We start from the raw sequence: 15,818 nt of genomic DNA on the forward strand, positions 1-15,818 counted from the left end.
CAGGGGCCGGAAGCCTCAGTGGCTCGTCGCCTCTTGCACATCCGCGGCCTGGGCTGCGCGCTGGCGGCGAGCCACATCCATGCGCTCACGGATGATGCGCACCAGGGCTGCGGAAGCCTCGGGGTGTGCGTCAAGCCATGCGGCGCCCTGCGCCTCGACATCCACGCCTTCGACGTAGCCGGCAAGAGCAGAGGGGAACATCAAAGTCACGATGTCTTCAGCCGTGTGGAAGGTGTTCTCCTCCCACACTCGCTCGAGGGAATCGAAGTAGTCGCCCACGAAGGGGACATACATGTCGGGCGTGGTGCGGGCCTGGGCCCAGAAACCGGAGACCATTGCCCAACGCGTGTCATTGGGGATGGACTGGTCGGTCATCACCGCATCGAAGACAGCACGCTTCACATCGGCCGAGGCGACTGCAGCGCGGGCTGCGGCAGCGTTCTGGTGACCGGTCATTGTCCCGTCTTCGGCCTCAAGGGCAGCGATCTCAGCCTCGCTTCCGACGCCGCCGCGCACCATGGAAATGAGGAGAGTCCAACGGCAATCCAGATCCAGGTCGAGGCCCTGGAGAGTCTCTTCTCCCGTGTACAGGGCCTTAATAGACGCGAACTGCTCGGGAGTCGTCGCCATGCGGGCGGCGGCGCGCACCAGCATGTTCTGAGCATCGGAGGCCGCAGCCGCAGCCCGGGCGAGGAACAGGAGGTGCGTGCCGACCTTTGCAAGAGCCTCGAGGCGGGTGGCGGGAGAGACGAAGGTACGGACTGCCTCTTCGATGTGCCGCAGGGTGAGGTCGAGCATCGACATGTTCTGCTCACCGGGGATCGCGGTGATCGCCAGGCGCAGGTAGTCGTGTGCGGCCATTTCGCCGTCGCGCGTCATGTCCCACGCGCAAGCCAGGACGATGTTGCGGGTCAAAGAATCAGCGATACGGTCAATGTTCTTCGTCGCGAAGGCAAGCGAGTCCTCATCCATGCGGACCTTCGCGTACGCGAGATCGCCATCGTTGAGGAGGATCATGTCTGAGCGCTTGCGGCCCACGGCCGAGGGAACCGGGGTGCGTTCTCCATCGACATCGAGTTCTTCGCGGAAGTCTTGGACCAGCGTGTCCCCGTCCAGTGAGTATCCGGCGACTCTCATGCGGTGCGGTCTCAGAGAAGCGCCTTGAGAGAAGGCTTCTTGGATGACCGCCAATTCTGCCATGGTTCCGTCCTCGTTCAGGCGGATTTGCGGGCGAAGAAGGGTGACGCCTGCTTCTTGGAGCCAGACCTTCGACCAGGCGTCCAGGTCACGGCCGGAGGCCTTCTCGAGTTCTAAGAGCAGATCCGCGAGAGTCGCATTCGCGTAGGAATGGGCTGTGAGGTAGGCGTGCAAGCCGGTGAAGAAAGCATCGCGGCCAACGTAGGAGACGAGTTGACGCAGGACGGAAGCACCCTTCGCGTAGGTGATGCCGTCGAAGTTCACCTCGATGTCGGCAAGATCGCGGATCGTGGCGGCGATCGGGTGGGTCGTGGGGAGCTGATCTTGTTTGAGTCCCCAATCCTTGCGCAGCATGAAGCCGGTCCACGCGTCGGTGAACTCTGTGCCCTCAGCGAGGGCGAGGTGGCTCATGAACTCGGCGAAGGACTCGTTGAGCCACAGATCGTTCCACCACTTCATTGTCACAAGGTCGCCGAACCACATATGGGCGAGCTCGTGGAGGATCGTGTTCGCGCGAGTCTCAAGTTGAGCCGATGTTGGGCGGGTACGGAACACGTAGGAGTCGCGGAAGGTGATGCACCCGGCGTTCTCCATGGCTCCAGCGTTGTACTCAGGAACGAAGATCTGATCGTACTTCGTGAAGGGGTAGGCGATGCCGTACTGCTGCTCGAAGAATGCGAAGCCCTTGCGGGTGGTGTCGATGATGCGCTGCGCATCAAGATGCTCGATGAGCGAGGCACGGCACCAGACGCCGAGGTCGATGGTGCGCCCATCGGAAGACACCAGGGAGTCACGTACGCCCTCATAAGGGCCTGCGACGATCGCCGTAATGTAGGTCGACATCTTCTCCGTTTCGGCGAAACGGTAGATCCAACGCTCCCCATCGACTTCAGCGGCCGGGGTCGGGGCGTTCGAGAAAACGGTCCAGCCCGCAGGTGCTGTCACCGTCAGGGTGAAAGTCGCTTTGAGGTCGGGCTGCTCGAAGGTCGTGTACACGCGCCGAGCATCCGGGACCTCGAACTGTGAGTAGCAGTAGTCCTTGCCATCGGCAGGATCAGTGAAGCGGTGCAGGCCCTCGCCGGTGTGCATGTACTGGCAGTCGGCCTCGACCTCGAGGACATTGTGCTCAGCCAGATCGTTGAGGGTGATGCGGTGGTCCTGATGCGCTTGGGCGCCCAGCTCGACACCGTTGAGGCGGATCGAGTGGACCTTGTTCGAGACGAGGTCGGCGAAAGTGCAGGCTCCCTCGTTCGCGTCGAACTCGATGCGGGTGCTCGATGCGAAATCAGTCGACCCTGTCGTCAGGTCGAGCGCAATGTCGTAGTGGAGGACTCGGATGACTTCCGCGCGAGCAGAAGCCTCTTCTCGGGTGAGATTCAGGCCCGGCATGGGACACCTTTCGCAAAAACACTTCTGGGATTGGCGTGGCGAGCACGCATCCCGGTCATTTTCCCAAAGATCAGGCCGAATCGCACGCGAGTCGTCTGAGAGCTCACCAGATGTGGACGCGCTCACCCTCTTCGAGGAACATCCCATCGCCCTCGCGCACATCGAATGCGGCGTGGAATTCGTCAATGTTCTTCAAGATCTGGTTGCAGCGGAATTCGGCGGGGGAGTGGGGGTCTACGGCGAGCATCTGGGCTGCGAATTCGGGGCGTGTGGCCGTGCGCCACCCCCTCGCCCAGGCGTAGAAGAAACGCTTGGGGCCGCTGAGACCATCAATGACGGGAGCGCTCTGGGGAGTGAGCCCTTTCGCCTTCAAAGCGTTCACCCAGGTGCGCCAGGCGATCGACAGGCCCGCGAGGTCGCCGATGTTCTCCCCGAGGGTCAGGGCGCCATTGACTGTCGGGGCGTTTTCTCCTTCCAGGTCTTTGGGAGTCAATACGGAGTATTGATCCACGAGGAGGGAGGTCAGTGCTTCGAAACTCGAACGGTCTTCTTCGTCCCACCAGTTCTCAAGATTGCCGTGCGCGTCGAAACGCGAACCTGAATCGTCGAAGCCGTGGCCGATCTCGTGGCCGATGACCGCGCCGATCGCCCCGAAATTCACCGCGTCATCGGCTTGTGGGTCGAAGAATGGGGGCTGAAGGATCGCGGCGGGGAACACGATCTCATTGAGAGTCGGGTTGTAGTAGGCGTTCACCGTCTGCGGGGTCATGAACCATTCATCACGGTCGACGGGCTCTGAGAGCTTCTTGAATTCGCGTCGAATTTCGAATGCGCGAGCCGCAACAACGTGCTCGAGGAGCGTGGCGCGAGGATCGAGGCGAAGATCCGACATATCGCGCCACTTGGGCGGATAGCCGATCTTCGGGCGGAAGGTCGAGAGCTTTTCCAAAGCCTTCGCCTTCGTGCCCTCGCCCATCCACGTGCACTCTCCAATCGCCTCGCCATAGGCTTCAAGAAGGCCCGCCACCAGGGCATCCATACGATCTTTCGAAGCGGGAGGGAAGTGCCTACTCACCCAGATGCGGCCGAGGGATTCTCCGGCGTGGGCTTCGATCAGGCTCAGCGCGCGCTTCCATCTGGGGCGCAACTCCTTCGTGCCTGACAGGATGCGGCCGAAGAAATCGAAGTTCTCCTCGACGAAGGCTGAGGGAAGCAATGAGGCGTTTGAATCGACGAGCGTCGTCAGCATGCTCAAACGCAGGTCTTCGATGGGGGTTTGCGACCAGACGTGGGCGCCTGCAGTGAGGAAGTCGGGCTGCGAGATGTTGACGAGAGTGCCTTCCTCGACGGGCAGGCCGATACCCTCGGCCCAGGCTTGCCAGTCGAAACCGGGGGCGTCTTCCTTCAGCTGCGCCCAGGTCACCTGGTTGTCTGAGAGAAGAGGGTCTCGGTTCGATACTGAATCGCGATGATGCGAGGCGAAAGCCGTTTCCAGGTCCATCAAGATCTGAGCCCCGTCGTGGGCATCGGGAGTGAGTTCGGCGAGGGCGAGGAGCTTTGCCAGGTGGGCGAGGTAGTCCTGGCGGATCTGCTCGTAGGAATCCTCGCGATAGTAGGCCTCATCGGGCAATCCGATGCCTGCTTGGTAGAAGTCGAGCATTCGCGCATTCGAATCATGCAGGTCGGTGCCGACGTGCACGCCGAAGAAGGTCCCGAGGCCGAAGGAAGAGAACTTCCCGGAAAGCGTGGCGAGTTCGCTGCGGTCCTTCGCGTCCTTGACGGCGTCGAATGCGGCTGTAAGAGGGGCGAGGCCATCGGCTTCGATCCGCTCCTCGTCCATGAACGCGGCCCACAGGGTCGTGATGAGTTCGGCGTCCTCGTCTTCGAGGAGATTGGCGGCGGCGTCTTCGGCGATCGCCTTGCCTCGTTCTTCGGAGAGGTCAAGAAGAAAGTGGAAGGTGCCATCAATGGGGCGTTCGGCTGGGATTTCGTGGGTCGCCAGCCAGGTGCCGTTCACATGCCGGTAGAAGTCGTCTTGTGGGCGGATCGACTCGTCGCGGGCCGAAGTGTCGAGGACGTGTGCTAGAAGCTGCTCAGTCATGCCCGCCACTTTAGGGGGCGCGGGGGTGTTGAGGCACAGCGGAGGAGTTGTGGCGTTGACGCGGGAGGTGGAGCCCCTGTTTTCGAGGGCGGAATATCGTGATTCCGGTGCTGTGAAAATGGGGAGAAAATGGTGCAATGATGCGAGTTTCGGTGTGTCGAGCCGCAAATTGAAAGGGTGTGAAATATCCCCGTGAACAGATGTGCAAAAGGTGTGAAACAGGCGTGCAGGAGGCGTTCTTCGGGGCATCATGGGGGCGACGACGGGGTCGTGTGTGCCCCGGCAGCTTCCACTGTGAAGGGAACGAATGGTGAAGACGATCAACATGGACGTTGTCGTCATCGGCGGCGGTTCCACCGGAGCAGGCGTCGTGCGCGACGTCGCAATGCGCGGGTTCAGGACCGTCCTCGTCGAGCGATACGACATTGCACAAGGGACATCAGGACGCTTCCACGGCCTCCTGCACTCGGGCGGGCGCTACATCGCCTCCGACCCCGAATCCGCGACCGAATGTGCCGAGGAGAATGAGATCCTCAAGAGGATCAACTCCAACGCGATCGAAGCGACCGGCGGGCTCTTCGTTGTCACATCCCAAGACGATGAGGAATACGCCGACAAGTTCCTCGAACGCGCAGCCGCCACGAAGGTCCCCGCTCAGGAGATCAGCCTGAAAGAGGCCTTTAAGCGCGAACCCCGACTCGATCCCGGTCTCAAACGGGCCTTCGAAGTCCTCGACGGGGCTGTGGACGGCTGGCAGATGAGCTGGGGAGCGATCCGCTCCGCACAGGCCTATGGCGCCGAGATCTACACCTATCACCGCGTCGAGAAGATCGAACGGGAAGGCGACCGCATTAGCGCCGTGATCGTTCACAATCTTCGCACCGGAGAGGACCTGCGCATCGAATGCTCATTCGTCCTCAACTGCGGTGGCCCCTGGGCCGGTCAGATCGCTGCCCTCGCCGAATGCCACGGCGTTGACGTTGTCCCCGGTGCGGGCATCATGATCGCAATGAACTACCGCCTCACTCAGACGGTCCTCAACCGGTGCATCTGGCCCGCCGACGGCGACATCCTCGTTCCCGACCACCCGGTCTGCATCATCGGCACCACCGACCTCAAGGCGGAAGACCCTGACAAGCTCTCGATCCCCGCCGATCAGGTCCAACAGATGCTCGAATCGGGCGAAGCGATGGTCCCCGGCTTCCGCAAAGCCCGCCCGCTGCACGCCTGGGCCGGTGCGCGTCCCCTCGTCAAGGACTCGCGCGTCGCGGCCTCGGACACCCGACACATGGCGCGCGGCATGAGCGTCATCGACCACCACTCCCGCGACGGCGTCTCCGGCATGCTCACCATTGCCGGCGGCAAACTCACGACCTACCGCCTCATGGCCGAGCGCATCGTCAACATCATGTGCGAGGAGATGGGCGAGAAGCGCGAATGCAGGACCGCATTCGAAGCAGTGCCCCCAGCCGTCGAACAGAAGCTCTACACAATCGGGCATCGCCTCGAAGAGATCGAGCACAAGAACGTGGCCCCCAGCCACGACCAGATCATCTGCGAATGCGAACTCATCACTCGCACGAAACTCGAAGAAGTCATGGACACCCTGCCCGGCGCTCAACTCGACGACGTTCGCCGTCAAGTGCGCCTCGGAATGGGCCCCTGCCAGGGCGGCTTCTGCTCGCAGCGCGCCACAGGCATCGCACACGAGCGCGGCGACATCGACTCGCTCAAAGCGAACGAGCTGTTCAGGAACTTCCTGAAGAACCGTTGGATCGGCCTGTGGCCCATCCTCTACGGCAAGCAGCTGCGCCAAACCGCCCTCGACAACTGGATTCACGAAGGAATGCTTGACGTCGAGCACCTGCCAGCAAGCGCAACACCCAGCCCCGAATTCGTGTCCTTCGGTCAAGACATCACGGCCGCCAGGGGAGCCCAGGCGACAACAGACAGTGAAAAGGAGGATCACCGATGAGAGACGCCGTCGTTATCGGCGCTGGCCTCGCCGGTCTTACCGCAGCTCTCCGTCTTGCACACGGCGGCGCGAAGGTCACCCTCGTCACGAAGGGAATCGGAGGCCTTCAACTTTCGCAGGGCACCGTCGACCTTCTCGGATACTCCGACTCGGGTCGCATCACCCAGCCCCTCGCCGAGGTAGAAACGCATATCGCTTCGCGCCCCGGACACCCCTACTCGCACTTCACGCCCGAGTTCATCGCCGAGTCTGCGAATTGGCTCAAGGAGGTCCTCGGCCCGAAGCTCCTCGTCGGCGATCCACGCCAGAATGTCATCATCCCGACTTCGCTCGGCGCCTTGCGTCCGACGAGCCTGTATCAGCCGTCCATGGCCGCGGGCATCCTTGCTGCGGGCAAGTCCTACGTGATCGTCGGATTGAAGCGACTCAAAGACTTCTACCCGAAGATCATCGCTGAGAACCTTTCACGTCAGGCCACTGCGGATGGGGCGCCCATCCAGGTGCGCTCCCTCATTGTCGATGTTGAGATCCGAAAGGACGAGGTCGACACCACCGGAACGAACCATGCGCGCGCCCTCGACAATGCCGCAATGCGTGAGCGCTTCGTCGCAGCGATCGCCCCGCACCTCAGAGAAGGGGAAGTCGTCGGTCTGCCTGCAGTCCTCGGCCTGAACGATCTGGACGCATGGAAGGACATCGAAAAGCGCCTCGGACACGAGGTCTTCGAGATCGCGATGCAGCCGCCCTCGATTCCGGGCATGCGCCTCAACCAGGAGCTGACCGCCCTCGTGAAGGCACAAGCCCGCTTCATCATCGGCTCACACGTCACCGGCGTCGAGACCAAAGACGGGGTCGTCACAGCCGTCAGCATCTCGACCGCCGGGCGTCCGACCCGCATCGAAACGAAGAACGTTGTCCTCGCGGGTGGCGGCTTCGAATCCGGAGCCCTCGACATGGACTCCTACGGGACCGTCACCGACTCGATTCTCGGACTGCCGATCCTCGGTGCCGAGGGCCAGCTCCTTCATGGAGACTTCTGGGGCTGCGAGCAGCCGGTCTTCCTCGCGGGCCTCGATGTCGACGATGCGATGCATCCTCTCGACGCCAACAAGAAGCCCGTCTACTCGAATGTCTACGCTGCCGGCGGAAACCTCGCCGGAGCCACCCGCTGGCGCGAGAAGTCCGGTGAAGGCATTGCCCTCGCCTCGGCACTTCGTGCGGCCGATCAGATCCTCGGGAGCCTGAAATGACCATCGAAGAAATGAGTGTCCTGTCGTTGAAGGAAGAGGACTTCGGCCTCCGCTCCACTTTGGACGCCTGCGTCAAGTGCACGATCTGTGAGACCCAGTGCCCCGTCATGCGCGTCACCGACCTCTTCGCTGGGCCGAAGTACTCCGGTCCGCAGGCCGAGCGCTACCGCAAGGACGGGCAGATCGTCGACTCCTCGATCGACTACTGCTCCTCGTGCGGCACCTGCACGCTCGTGTGCCCGCAGGGTGTGAAGGTCACGGAAATGATCCACCACGCCCGCACCGCAATGAAGAAGGAGAAGGGCATCCCGCCACGCGACCACCTCATTGGCCGCACCGGGTTCATCGGCACCGTGATGACACCCGTCGCTCCGATCGCGAACTGGGCGCTCGACGTCAAAGCGATCCGCATCGCGATGGAGAAGGTCATCGGCGTTCACCGCAATGCGCCGATGCCCCGCTCTGCGGGCCGCACCTTCGAAAGCTGGTTCAAGAAGCACACCCCCCTTCCCGGTTCGGGACGCAAGGGACAGGTCATCTTCTTCCACGGCTGCGCCGGCCAGTACTTCGAGGTCGAGACCTCCATCCACTCGGTCCAAGTCCTTGAACACCTCGGATATGAAGTTCTCGTCCCGCATCACGGCTGCTGCGGCCTCGCCCTGCAGTCGAACGGCCTATACGACGAGTCTCGAAAGTACGTGTCGAAGCTGACGCATGACCTGCGCAAGGCGAACCGCAATGCGCCGATCATTTCCGCGTCCGGCTCTTGCGCGGGCATGCTGCGCCACGAAGCCAACGAGATCCTCGAAATGGACACTCCTGAGCTGCGGGATGTCGGCTCGCGCATGTGGGACATCTGCGAGTTCCTCATGCACCTGCACGATAAGGGCGAACTCGACCTGAACTTCCAACCCATGGAGATTACGATCCCCTACCACGCGCCTTGCCAGCTCAAGTCCCAGGGGCTTGGTCTGCCGGCCGTGGAGCTCATGGAACTCATTCCCGGTGTCACGGTCAAGGAATCGAACCAGCCCTGCTGTGGCATCGCGGGCACCTACGGCATGAAGAAGGAGAAGTACGACATCGCCCAGGCCGTGGGTAAGCCGGTCTTCGACTTCATCAAGCAGGTCAATGTCGAACTCGCCGCCTGCGATACGGAGACTTGCCGTTGGCAGCTGCGCACCGCGACCGGCGCGAACGTCGTCCACCCGATCTGGCTCATCCATAAGGCCTACGGCCTGCACTGATCCTCGTAGGGGCACCATGCCCCAGACGAGGACGCTCACGGCGCCGACGGGATTCATCCCGTCGGCGTCGAAGCACATCCGCTCTGGCATGGGGATTCTCCTTGAGATGCCTGGGCTCTTCTCGGAACAGCCTGAACTTCGCGGGGGTTCTTGAAGGAGGCTGAGTCTTCTCTCCAGTCGTTTCGGATCTTCCTCAGGGCGCTGGGGTCTCCTTGTGATACCCGGGGTTTTCCCCGGGGGACCGGGGCTTCACTGTGGAGCGCCTGGAGTCTTCTCGGGGCGGCCGGCTCCTCCTCGCAGTGCCTCGGATCTGCCAATATGGCTCTGAGGGGCTTCCATTCCGGCGCAGAATTCGAGACGCTAGGGACAAGGACTGAAATCCGAGGAGGAATCATGACCGGAAAAACCCTTCGCCCTTCGACGAGCGGTGAGCGCGCCCGAAAAGGCCTGAGAGGTTTAGTCGTCATTCCGCTCATCATCGCGGCACTGGGCCTTTCAGGATGCGGTGCGTCGAACTTTTCGGGTTCAGCATCGGATTCTTCGTACCCGAAGGAGTCCGCCTACACCATGGATGACTTCGCAAGGGAAACCAAAGATCCTGGGGCTCAGCGGGTCGGGAGTGCCCCTGCCTTAGACTCGGCGGAGGCGGCCCGGGATGCCAGTGCCATCGAGTCCCAGGTGATTGTCACTGGGTCTTTGCGTCTGAGCGTTGACGATCCTCTCGCCGCATCTGCATCGGCTCAAGAGATCGTGAAGAATGCGGGAGGGCGAACCGATTACGCCTCGCAGAGTTCGACTCAGACCCTGAGCGCTCGGGCGACTTTTCGGATTCCTGCAGACGCCTACGAGGACACTCTCGCTCAGCTTCGAGAACTCGGCTCGGTGACGCGCGAAGAGATCCACACTGAAGAGGTGGGAGCACAGATCGCCGACCTCGACGCGCGAATGGCCGCCCTCAAAGAGTCCATTGATCGCCTGATGGAACTCATGAAGTCCGCAGCTTCGACCGCTGACCTTCTTGAAGCGGAACGTGAACTCACCTCGCGCCAGGCCGATCTTGATTCCCTCAGAGCGCAGCGGGCCTGGTACGAAGATGAAGTCCAGTATTCGACCCTTGAGGTTGAGTTCTCGTCTTCTTCGGTCGCTCCGACTCCGTCGATCGGCGCCTGGGAGCGTTCCTGGCAGATCTTTACCGGGGGGATGGAAGCGATTGGCTACGTCCTCATCATTCTGCTCCCGTGGATTGTGCTCTTCGCAATCCTCCTCGTTCTGCTCCGTTTGCTCCTGCGTCGCTTAAAGCCCGCCCAACCCAGATTCTTGCGCAAGAAGGACACGGGAGCTTCCTTTCCGCTTCCCGGTCAAGGGCCTGCGCCCTCGCCCAGGGAAATGAAGGACGGGGCCGCCAAGGCGCCTGGAGCTTCGGGGATTCAAACACCACAGGCCTGAACGGGCGACAATAGTGGAGGCCCTAGCCGTGCCGCCAATCGGAAGCTCCACCCCTGAGCAAAGAGGCCAGAAGGGTCGGTGAATATCGGCCCTGTCACCAAGCACAAGCGCCGCATCCAAACAGCTGGGTAGGACAGGGCACAGGGGCTAGCCTCTCAGCCCGGCGAGCCTAAGGGGGGCACTTCACACATGAGGAGTAGTCTCCCTTGAGATCATCGACGAGGAGGACATCATGAGTGAAAGCGTCAAACGCGCCCTCGTAACAGGAGCGTCAACCGGCATCGGCGAGGCAACTGTCCGTCGTCTGCGCGAACTTGGCTGGGATGTCGTCGCCGTCGCGCGCCGTGAAGAGCGCCTCGCCGCCCTGGCCGCCGAAACGGGATGCGAATATGTGGCCGCAGACCTGAGCGATGAAACGGCTGTCGGCGCCTTGGCTGCCAGAGTCCTCGAAGGTGGGCCCGTGGATGCCCTAGTGAATAATGCGGGCGGCGCCCTGGGGGTGGACACGATTGCGCACGCCGATCCGGATCGCTGGATCGCGATGTATCACCGCAATGTCATGACCGCCTTGCGCACCACCCGGGCTTTCCTTTCGGGAATGCGCGAGAGGGGCGGCGACCTCGTGTTCCTCACCTCGACTGCGGCACACGACACTTACCCGGGAGGTGGAGGCTACGTCGCTGCGAAGCACGCCGAACGCATCATTGCCAACACCTTGCGCCAAGAGCTCGTCGGAGAGCCTGTCCGCATCATAGAGATCGCGCCTGGGATGGTGAAGACCCCTGAGTTCTCGCTCAACCGCTTGGGCTCTGAAGAAGCCGCAGCGAAGGTGTACGAGGGCGTCGCCGAGCCTTTGCTCGCCGATGATGTTGCGGACGCGATCTGCTGGGCCCTCACACGCCCTGCACATGTGAATATTGATTCGATGATCCTGCGACCTGTCGCCCAGGCGACGAACACACTCCTCGCACGTCAGGGGTGAAGACGGCTGCTGGACGTCGAAGGGTGCCCCCGATAACACACTCCAGACGCGTCAGGGGTGAAGCAAATCTCGAACTTTGATGCTTGCCCCCTGTACACACGTAACGCGCGCAAAGGGTGACCTGAGTTCCACATGGTTTGACCTGCGCAAACGCGATACACTCCTCGCACCTCAGGGGCGAGCCCGCGAGGACCCCGAAGCGGGGGAGAGACTGGGCTCGTCTCGCCACCTACGCCTCGGTGCCTACGGCTCGGGCAGGAGATAGCCGTTAATCCGCGAAGGGGCGGCGACGCTGAGCCTTCAATTCAGAGCGGATGCGCTTGTCGCGTAGACGCTGGAGCTTCGAAGCCCGCGTCGGTTTACTTGCCCGCCGTTGGGGGAGTGGAGCGAGACTGGATCTGAGGAGCGCTGCGAGTCGCTGCCTCGCGGCCTTCCGATTCGCGAACTGAGAACGCTGCTCGGACGCGGTGATCGTCAGGACCCCATCGACGAGCCTCCCAGCCAAAGCCTTCACAGCGCGCTCACGTTGACGCTCGTTGAGTGCGCTCGTCGTTGTCACATCGAAGGAGAGCTGCACCCTGGAATCGGAAGTGTTGACACCTTGACCTCCAGGTCCTGAGGAGTGCGAGAAGCGTTCGACGAGCTCGCCCGCAGGCACAACAAGCCCCTTCGGGCAGCCTGGCCCGGCCTCGATTCGCAGATCCTCCATGGGTGCAGTGTGCTCCTGGCAGGCTCCGGGAAACAAGCCGGTCCCTTGTTTCCTTGTCAACGGCGGAGGAACAAACGCGGATGAAGGTACACCGAGTGTCGTGAGGAAGACCCGATGCGAAGCGTGAGGGGCGGGTTCCAGCAGTGACGCCAGAACCCGCCCCTCATACAGAGCCCCTTTCACCCTCGTGCATGAGGAGGACCCGAAGAGTCTTGCGACGAGGATCGACAGCCGCGGCTTTCACCCTCGTCATGAGGAGGACCCTTCGGCACAGGGATGCACTCGCCAAGGAACGCTCTTCTCCTCGTGGGTGAGAAGACAACTCGAGACTTCCCTCGTAAGAGGGAAGAAACCTTGGGTCGTCCTCATGGGTGAGAAAAAGCCGTGGGGATTCCCTCCGGGGCAAAAATCTTCGGGGCGCTCCCAGGACTCAGAGTTTGTCTGCGACCTGCTCCATGTCTTTATCCCCACGGCCCGAAAGATTCACCAGCAGAAGCGGCACATCCTCACCCGACTCCTGGGAAGCAGCGAGCTCTCGAGCCATCTTCAAGGCCTGCGCAATCGCATGCGAGGACTCCATCGCCGGGATGATCCCCTCGAAACGAGACAAGACCTTGAAAGCATCGAGAGCCTCATCGTCGGTGATCCCCACGTAGCGAACGCGTCCCGTCTCAGCGAGCATCGCATGCTCGGGACCGACCGAAGGATAGTCAAGGCCCGCAGAGATCGAATGAGAGGGGAGCAGATCGCCCTCGTCATCCATCATGACGAAGGAACGCATGCCGTGCAGGGAACCCACACGACCCGCGCAGATCGGTGCCCCGTGCTCTCCTGAATCCAGGCCCTTGCCTGCAGGCTCAACACCGATGAGCTCAACCCCCTCATCCTCAAGGTAGTGGGCGAAGGCGCCGATGGCGTTGGAACCTCCGCCGACCGCTGCAATCACCGCATCGGGCAGCCGCCCGAACTCGGAGAGGAACTGGGCGCGCGACTCCTCGGAAATCACGGATTGGAACTGACGGACAATCGAGGGGAAGGGATGGGGGCCGGTTGCAGAGCCGAGGAGGTAGAAGGTGTCCTCCAGGCGAGTGCTCCATTCTTCGAGAGCAACGTCGATCGCGTCCTTCAAACCGGCGTTGCCGCGAGTCACCGGGACGACACTCGCGCCCATGAGCTTCATTCGCGCGACATTCGGCTGTTGGCGTTCAACGTCGTGGGCGCCCATGTAGATCGTGCATTCCATGCCCATGAGGGCCGCGACCATCGCAGTGGCCGTCCCATGCTGGCCGGCCCCGGTTTCCGCGATGAGACGCTTTTTGCCCATGCGCTTGGCTAAAAGTGCTTGTCCGAGCACGTTATTGCCTTTGTGAGCGCCCCCGTGGGCGAGATCTTCGCGTTTGAGGACGATTCGAGCACCGCCCTCTACCGGCAGATTCATGCACTCGTAGATTGGGGTCTCGCGGCCCAGGTAGGTGCGGCGAAGACGGTCGAGTTCCGCATGGAACTCGGGGTCCGCCATCGCCTCGACGTATGCGGCTTCGAGTTCGTCGAGGGCAGGCAGGAGGAAGTTGGGGACTTCCTGTCCGCCGAAGCGGCCGAAATAGGCGGGAAGGATCGTGTCACGCGGGGCGGGGGCGGGAAGGCCATCGATGTGCCCGGTGGGGACACGGTTTGCGGTTGGGGCGGCTCCAGCGGGGGCGGAGGCTTCGCGTTCGGCGGTGGTGTGGGTTGCGGTCATGGGTTTACTCCTGAGGTACGAGGTCGAGTGCTCAGGCGGGCCCGGACAATGAAAAAGCCCGCCAGAAGGGCGAGCTCAATGGGTATGACTAACTGCGGCTCGCCCCTTAGGAGAGCCACCACCAGTTGCGGGTGCTGCAAGTCATCATGAGGGCGAGAGTAATGGAGGTGATGGCCTGCATATAGCTCTGTCCGAATAATGGATAGGGGTGTCGGACTGGGAACACTCCGCAGTCGAAAGGGGAAGGATCCTTCGTCGTTGTTCCTTGATTGGGGAATCTGTCTGTATCTGTAGGGGCACGCTGCGGGTGGGGGAGAGCAGCATGCCGGAGGGGCTCTTGCAGGAACCACAGGCGGGCTCGCCTGCAGTGCAGAGAAGTGCAGGATCCAGCGCTTTTCATCATGACGAGGGGCAGGGCTGCGAATCTGAGGGCAGGGCTGCGAATTTGAGAATGGTACTGCGAGAGAAAGTGCAGGTCATGGTGCTCCTTTGCGACACTGGGAGGATGACGATCTGGACTCCGCCCGAGCGCGCCGATGAGGGCGCCCCACTCATCCCAGCTCCAGGGCCAAAGGCTCTCACGGCACTACCCTCGACGGGAAGAATGCCGATCCTCCAAGGACTCGTCCTCTTCTTCGGGATGGTGGCAGCACAGATCGTCACAACAACGATCAGCGAAGCCCTCGCTATCTCTTTCACAGCGACGACCGTTTTCATCATCCGAGCCCTTGTCACCATTGCACTGGCCGTCGGCGTGTACCTCCTCGCCCTTCGAGTGATCGGCAGGCGCCCCGCCTCGGACTTCGAGCGTCTCAACTGGTGGAAAGAACTCCTCGCTGGACTCGTCCTCGGAGCCCTCCTCATGAGCGCAGTCGTCGCCTCCGCATGGCTCGCCGGAGCCTACCGAGTAGAAGGAATCAACCCGAACGCTCTTGTCGGGATGGCCGCAGCTGACTCCCTTGTCGCCAGTGTCACTGAAGAGATCATCTTCCGTGCAGGCCTCCTCCGCCTCATTGAGCACAGACTCGGTTCCTGGTGGGCTCTGGGACTCACCTCCGCACTCTTTGGCGCCGCCCATCTCATGAACCCCCAAGCCGAGTGGTGGGGAGGTCTTGCGATCGCCCTCGAAGCAGGAGTTCTCCTGGGAGCTAGCTACATCGTCACCCGCCGACTGTGGATGGTCATCGGCCTGCATGCTTCGTGGAACTTCGTCCAAGGTGGAATCTTCTCCTCCGATGTGTCGGGTAACGGCCTAGAGAACACTGGACTCCTATCCGCACGCATTGAAGGCCCCTGGTGGCTCACGGGCGGGGAGATGGGCTTCGAGGGGGCCATCAGCGCCGTGTTCTTCTGCGCAGGGCTTGGCGTCTTCCTGCTCCTTGTCGCGAAGCGGCGCGGACTTATCATTCCCGCGCGAGCGTTCCGCTTCGAAGCGATCGGCCCCTGCGGCCCCGTCAACATTGACGAGGACGGAGCTACTCCTCCCAGCTGTTCGCTCTGAACTCGTGTGAATGGCGCAATGACGATGAAAAGCAGATTCTTGCGCGTGGCCGCGACAACGAAAAGGGGGTATGAGCAGCAAAGGTGCGCTGAGGGCTCAGAGTGCTTGCTTTCTTGCTGGCGCCGAGCGTGTGCGGGTGCCGGTGCTGGAGCGCGGTGGGGGCTCAGAGTTCTTGCTGTCTTGCCGACGCTGAGCGTGTGACAGTGCTGGAGATTGGTGATGCTCTCATTTTCAGTCTGGGCCGTCCACGCTGAAGGCGAAGGCCTGACGGAACGAAGCGTTC

General features: G+C 61.9%; 11 protein-coding genes. 6 read left to right on the forward strand and 5 right to left on the reverse strand.

Features of this window, described 5'->3' with window-relative positions:
• Nucleotides 1-15: 15 nt before the first annotated feature.
• Nucleotides 16-2,586: an aminopeptidase N gene (gene pepN / locus FFA61_RS03525; protein ID WP_005961548.1), complete on the reverse strand. Its 2,571-nt coding sequence runs from the start codon at nucleotides 2,584-2,586 to the stop codon at nucleotides 16-18.
• 103 nt (nucleotides 2,587-2,689) lie between these two features.
• Complete coding sequence (locus FFA61_RS03530; RefSeq protein WP_005961546.1) at nucleotides 2,690-4,687, reverse strand: M13 family metallopeptidase; 1,998 nt, start codon at nucleotides 4,685-4,687, stop codon at nucleotides 2,690-2,692.
• 310 nt (nucleotides 4,688-4,997) lie between these two features.
• Here FFA61_RS03530 and glpA point away from each other — a divergent pair, with 310 nt between their 5' ends.
• The 5 genes from glpA (at nucleotide 4,998) to FFA61_RS03555 (ending at nucleotide 11,587) form a co-directional block, all read left to right on the forward strand.
• Nucleotides 4,998-6,662 carry an anaerobic glycerol-3-phosphate dehydrogenase subunit GlpA gene (gene glpA / locus FFA61_RS03535; RefSeq protein WP_083879468.1) on the forward strand — a complete coding sequence of 555 codons (1,665 nt, stop codon included), beginning with the start codon at nucleotides 4,998-5,000 and terminating at the stop codon, nucleotides 6,660-6,662.
• Nucleotides 6,659-7,912, forward strand: coding sequence for a glycerol-3-phosphate dehydrogenase subunit GlpB (gene glpB, locus FFA61_RS03540; RefSeq protein ID WP_005961542.1), 1,254 nt, complete (start codon nucleotides 6,659-6,661; stop codon nucleotides 7,910-7,912). The genes glpA and glpB overlap by 4 nt, the downstream gene beginning before the upstream one ends.
• Entirely contained in the window at nucleotides 7,909-9,159 is a 1,251-nt protein-coding gene (locus tag FFA61_RS03545) for an anaerobic glycerol-3-phosphate dehydrogenase subunit C (protein WP_005961540.1), read from the forward strand. The genes glpB and FFA61_RS03545 overlap by 4 nt, the downstream gene beginning before the upstream one ends.
• Nucleotides 9,160-9,552: 393 nt before the next feature.
• A complete protein-coding gene (locus FFA61_RS03550) occupies nucleotides 9,553-10,605 on the forward strand; it encodes a DUF4349 domain-containing protein (RefSeq protein WP_051057781.1) in 1,053 nt (350 codons plus the stop codon).
• Nucleotides 10,606-10,837: 232 nt separating this feature from the next.
• Entirely contained in the window at nucleotides 10,838-11,587 is a 750-nt protein-coding gene (locus FFA61_RS03555; RefSeq protein WP_005961534.1) for an SDR family oxidoreductase, read from the forward strand.
• A 268-nt stretch (nucleotides 11,588-11,855) separates the two neighbouring features.
• Here the strand turns inward: FFA61_RS03555 and arfB are convergent, their stop codons facing one another.
• The 3 genes from arfB to trpB form a co-directional block, all read right to left on the reverse strand.
• Entirely contained in the window at nucleotides 11,856-12,296 is a 441-nt protein-coding gene (gene arfB / locus FFA61_RS03560) for an alternative ribosome rescue aminoacyl-tRNA hydrolase ArfB (protein WP_005961533.1), read from the reverse strand.
• Between the two features lie 163 nt (nucleotides 12,297-12,459).
• Nucleotides 12,460-12,585, reverse strand: a complete 126-nt coding sequence (locus FFA61_RS09510) for a hypothetical protein (protein WP_278023272.1) — start codon at nucleotides 12,583-12,585, stop codon at nucleotides 12,460-12,462.
• A 141-nt stretch (nucleotides 12,586-12,726) separates the two neighbouring features.
• A complete protein-coding gene (gene trpB, locus FFA61_RS03565) occupies nucleotides 12,727-14,034 on the reverse strand; it encodes a tryptophan synthase subunit beta (RefSeq protein ID WP_005961531.1) in 1,308 nt (435 codons plus the stop codon).
• A gap of 505 nt (nucleotides 14,035-14,539) precedes the next feature.
• Between trpB and FFA61_RS03570 the strand changes: the two genes are divergently transcribed.
• Nucleotides 14,540-15,535, forward strand: coding sequence for a CPBP family intramembrane glutamic endopeptidase (locus FFA61_RS03570; protein ID WP_242600854.1), 996 nt, complete (start codon nucleotides 14,540-14,542; stop codon nucleotides 15,533-15,535).
• Nucleotides 15,536-15,818: the final 283 nt, after the last annotated feature.

The organism is Schaalia cardiffensis F0333 (assembly GCF_005886435.1).
Lineage (GTDB): Bacteria > Actinomycetota > Actinomycetes > Actinomycetales > Actinomycetaceae > Pauljensenia > Pauljensenia cardiffensis.

What these genes read in the sequence shown, in the direction of transcription:
- pepN (WP_005961548.1), bottom strand. Translation starts at nt 2,586, where the DNA reads ATGCCGGGCCTGAATCTCACCCGAGAAGAGGCTTCTGCTCGCGCGGAA.
- FFA61_RS03530 (WP_005961546.1), bottom strand. Translation starts at nt 4,687, where the DNA reads ATGACTGAGCAGCTTCTAGCACACGTCCTCGACACTTCGGCCCGCGAC.
- glpB (WP_005961542.1), top strand. Translation starts at nt 6,659, where the DNA reads ATGAGAGACGCCGTCGTTATCGGCGCTGGCCTCGCCGGTCTTACCGCA.
- FFA61_RS03545 (WP_005961540.1), top strand. Translation starts at nt 7,909, where the DNA reads ATGACCATCGAAGAAATGAGTGTCCTGTCGTTGAAGGAAGAGGACTTC.
- FFA61_RS03550 (WP_051057781.1), top strand. Translation starts at nt 9,553, where the DNA reads ATGACCGGAAAAACCCTTCGCCCTTCGACGAGCGGTGAGCGCGCCCGA.
- FFA61_RS03555 (WP_005961534.1), top strand. Translation starts at nt 10,838, where the DNA reads ATGAGTGAAAGCGTCAAACGCGCCCTCGTAACAGGAGCGTCAACCGGC.
- arfB (WP_005961533.1), bottom strand. Translation starts at nt 12,296, where the DNA reads ATGGAGGATCTGCGAATCGAGGCCGGGCCAGGCTGCCCGAAGGGGCTT.
- trpB (WP_005961531.1), bottom strand. Translation starts at nt 14,034, where the DNA reads ATGACCGCAACCCACACCACCGCCGAACGCGAAGCCTCCGCCCCCGCT.
- FFA61_RS03570 (WP_242600854.1), top strand. Translation starts at nt 14,540, where the DNA reads ATGACGATCTGGACTCCGCCCGAGCGCGCCGATGAGGGCGCCCCACTC.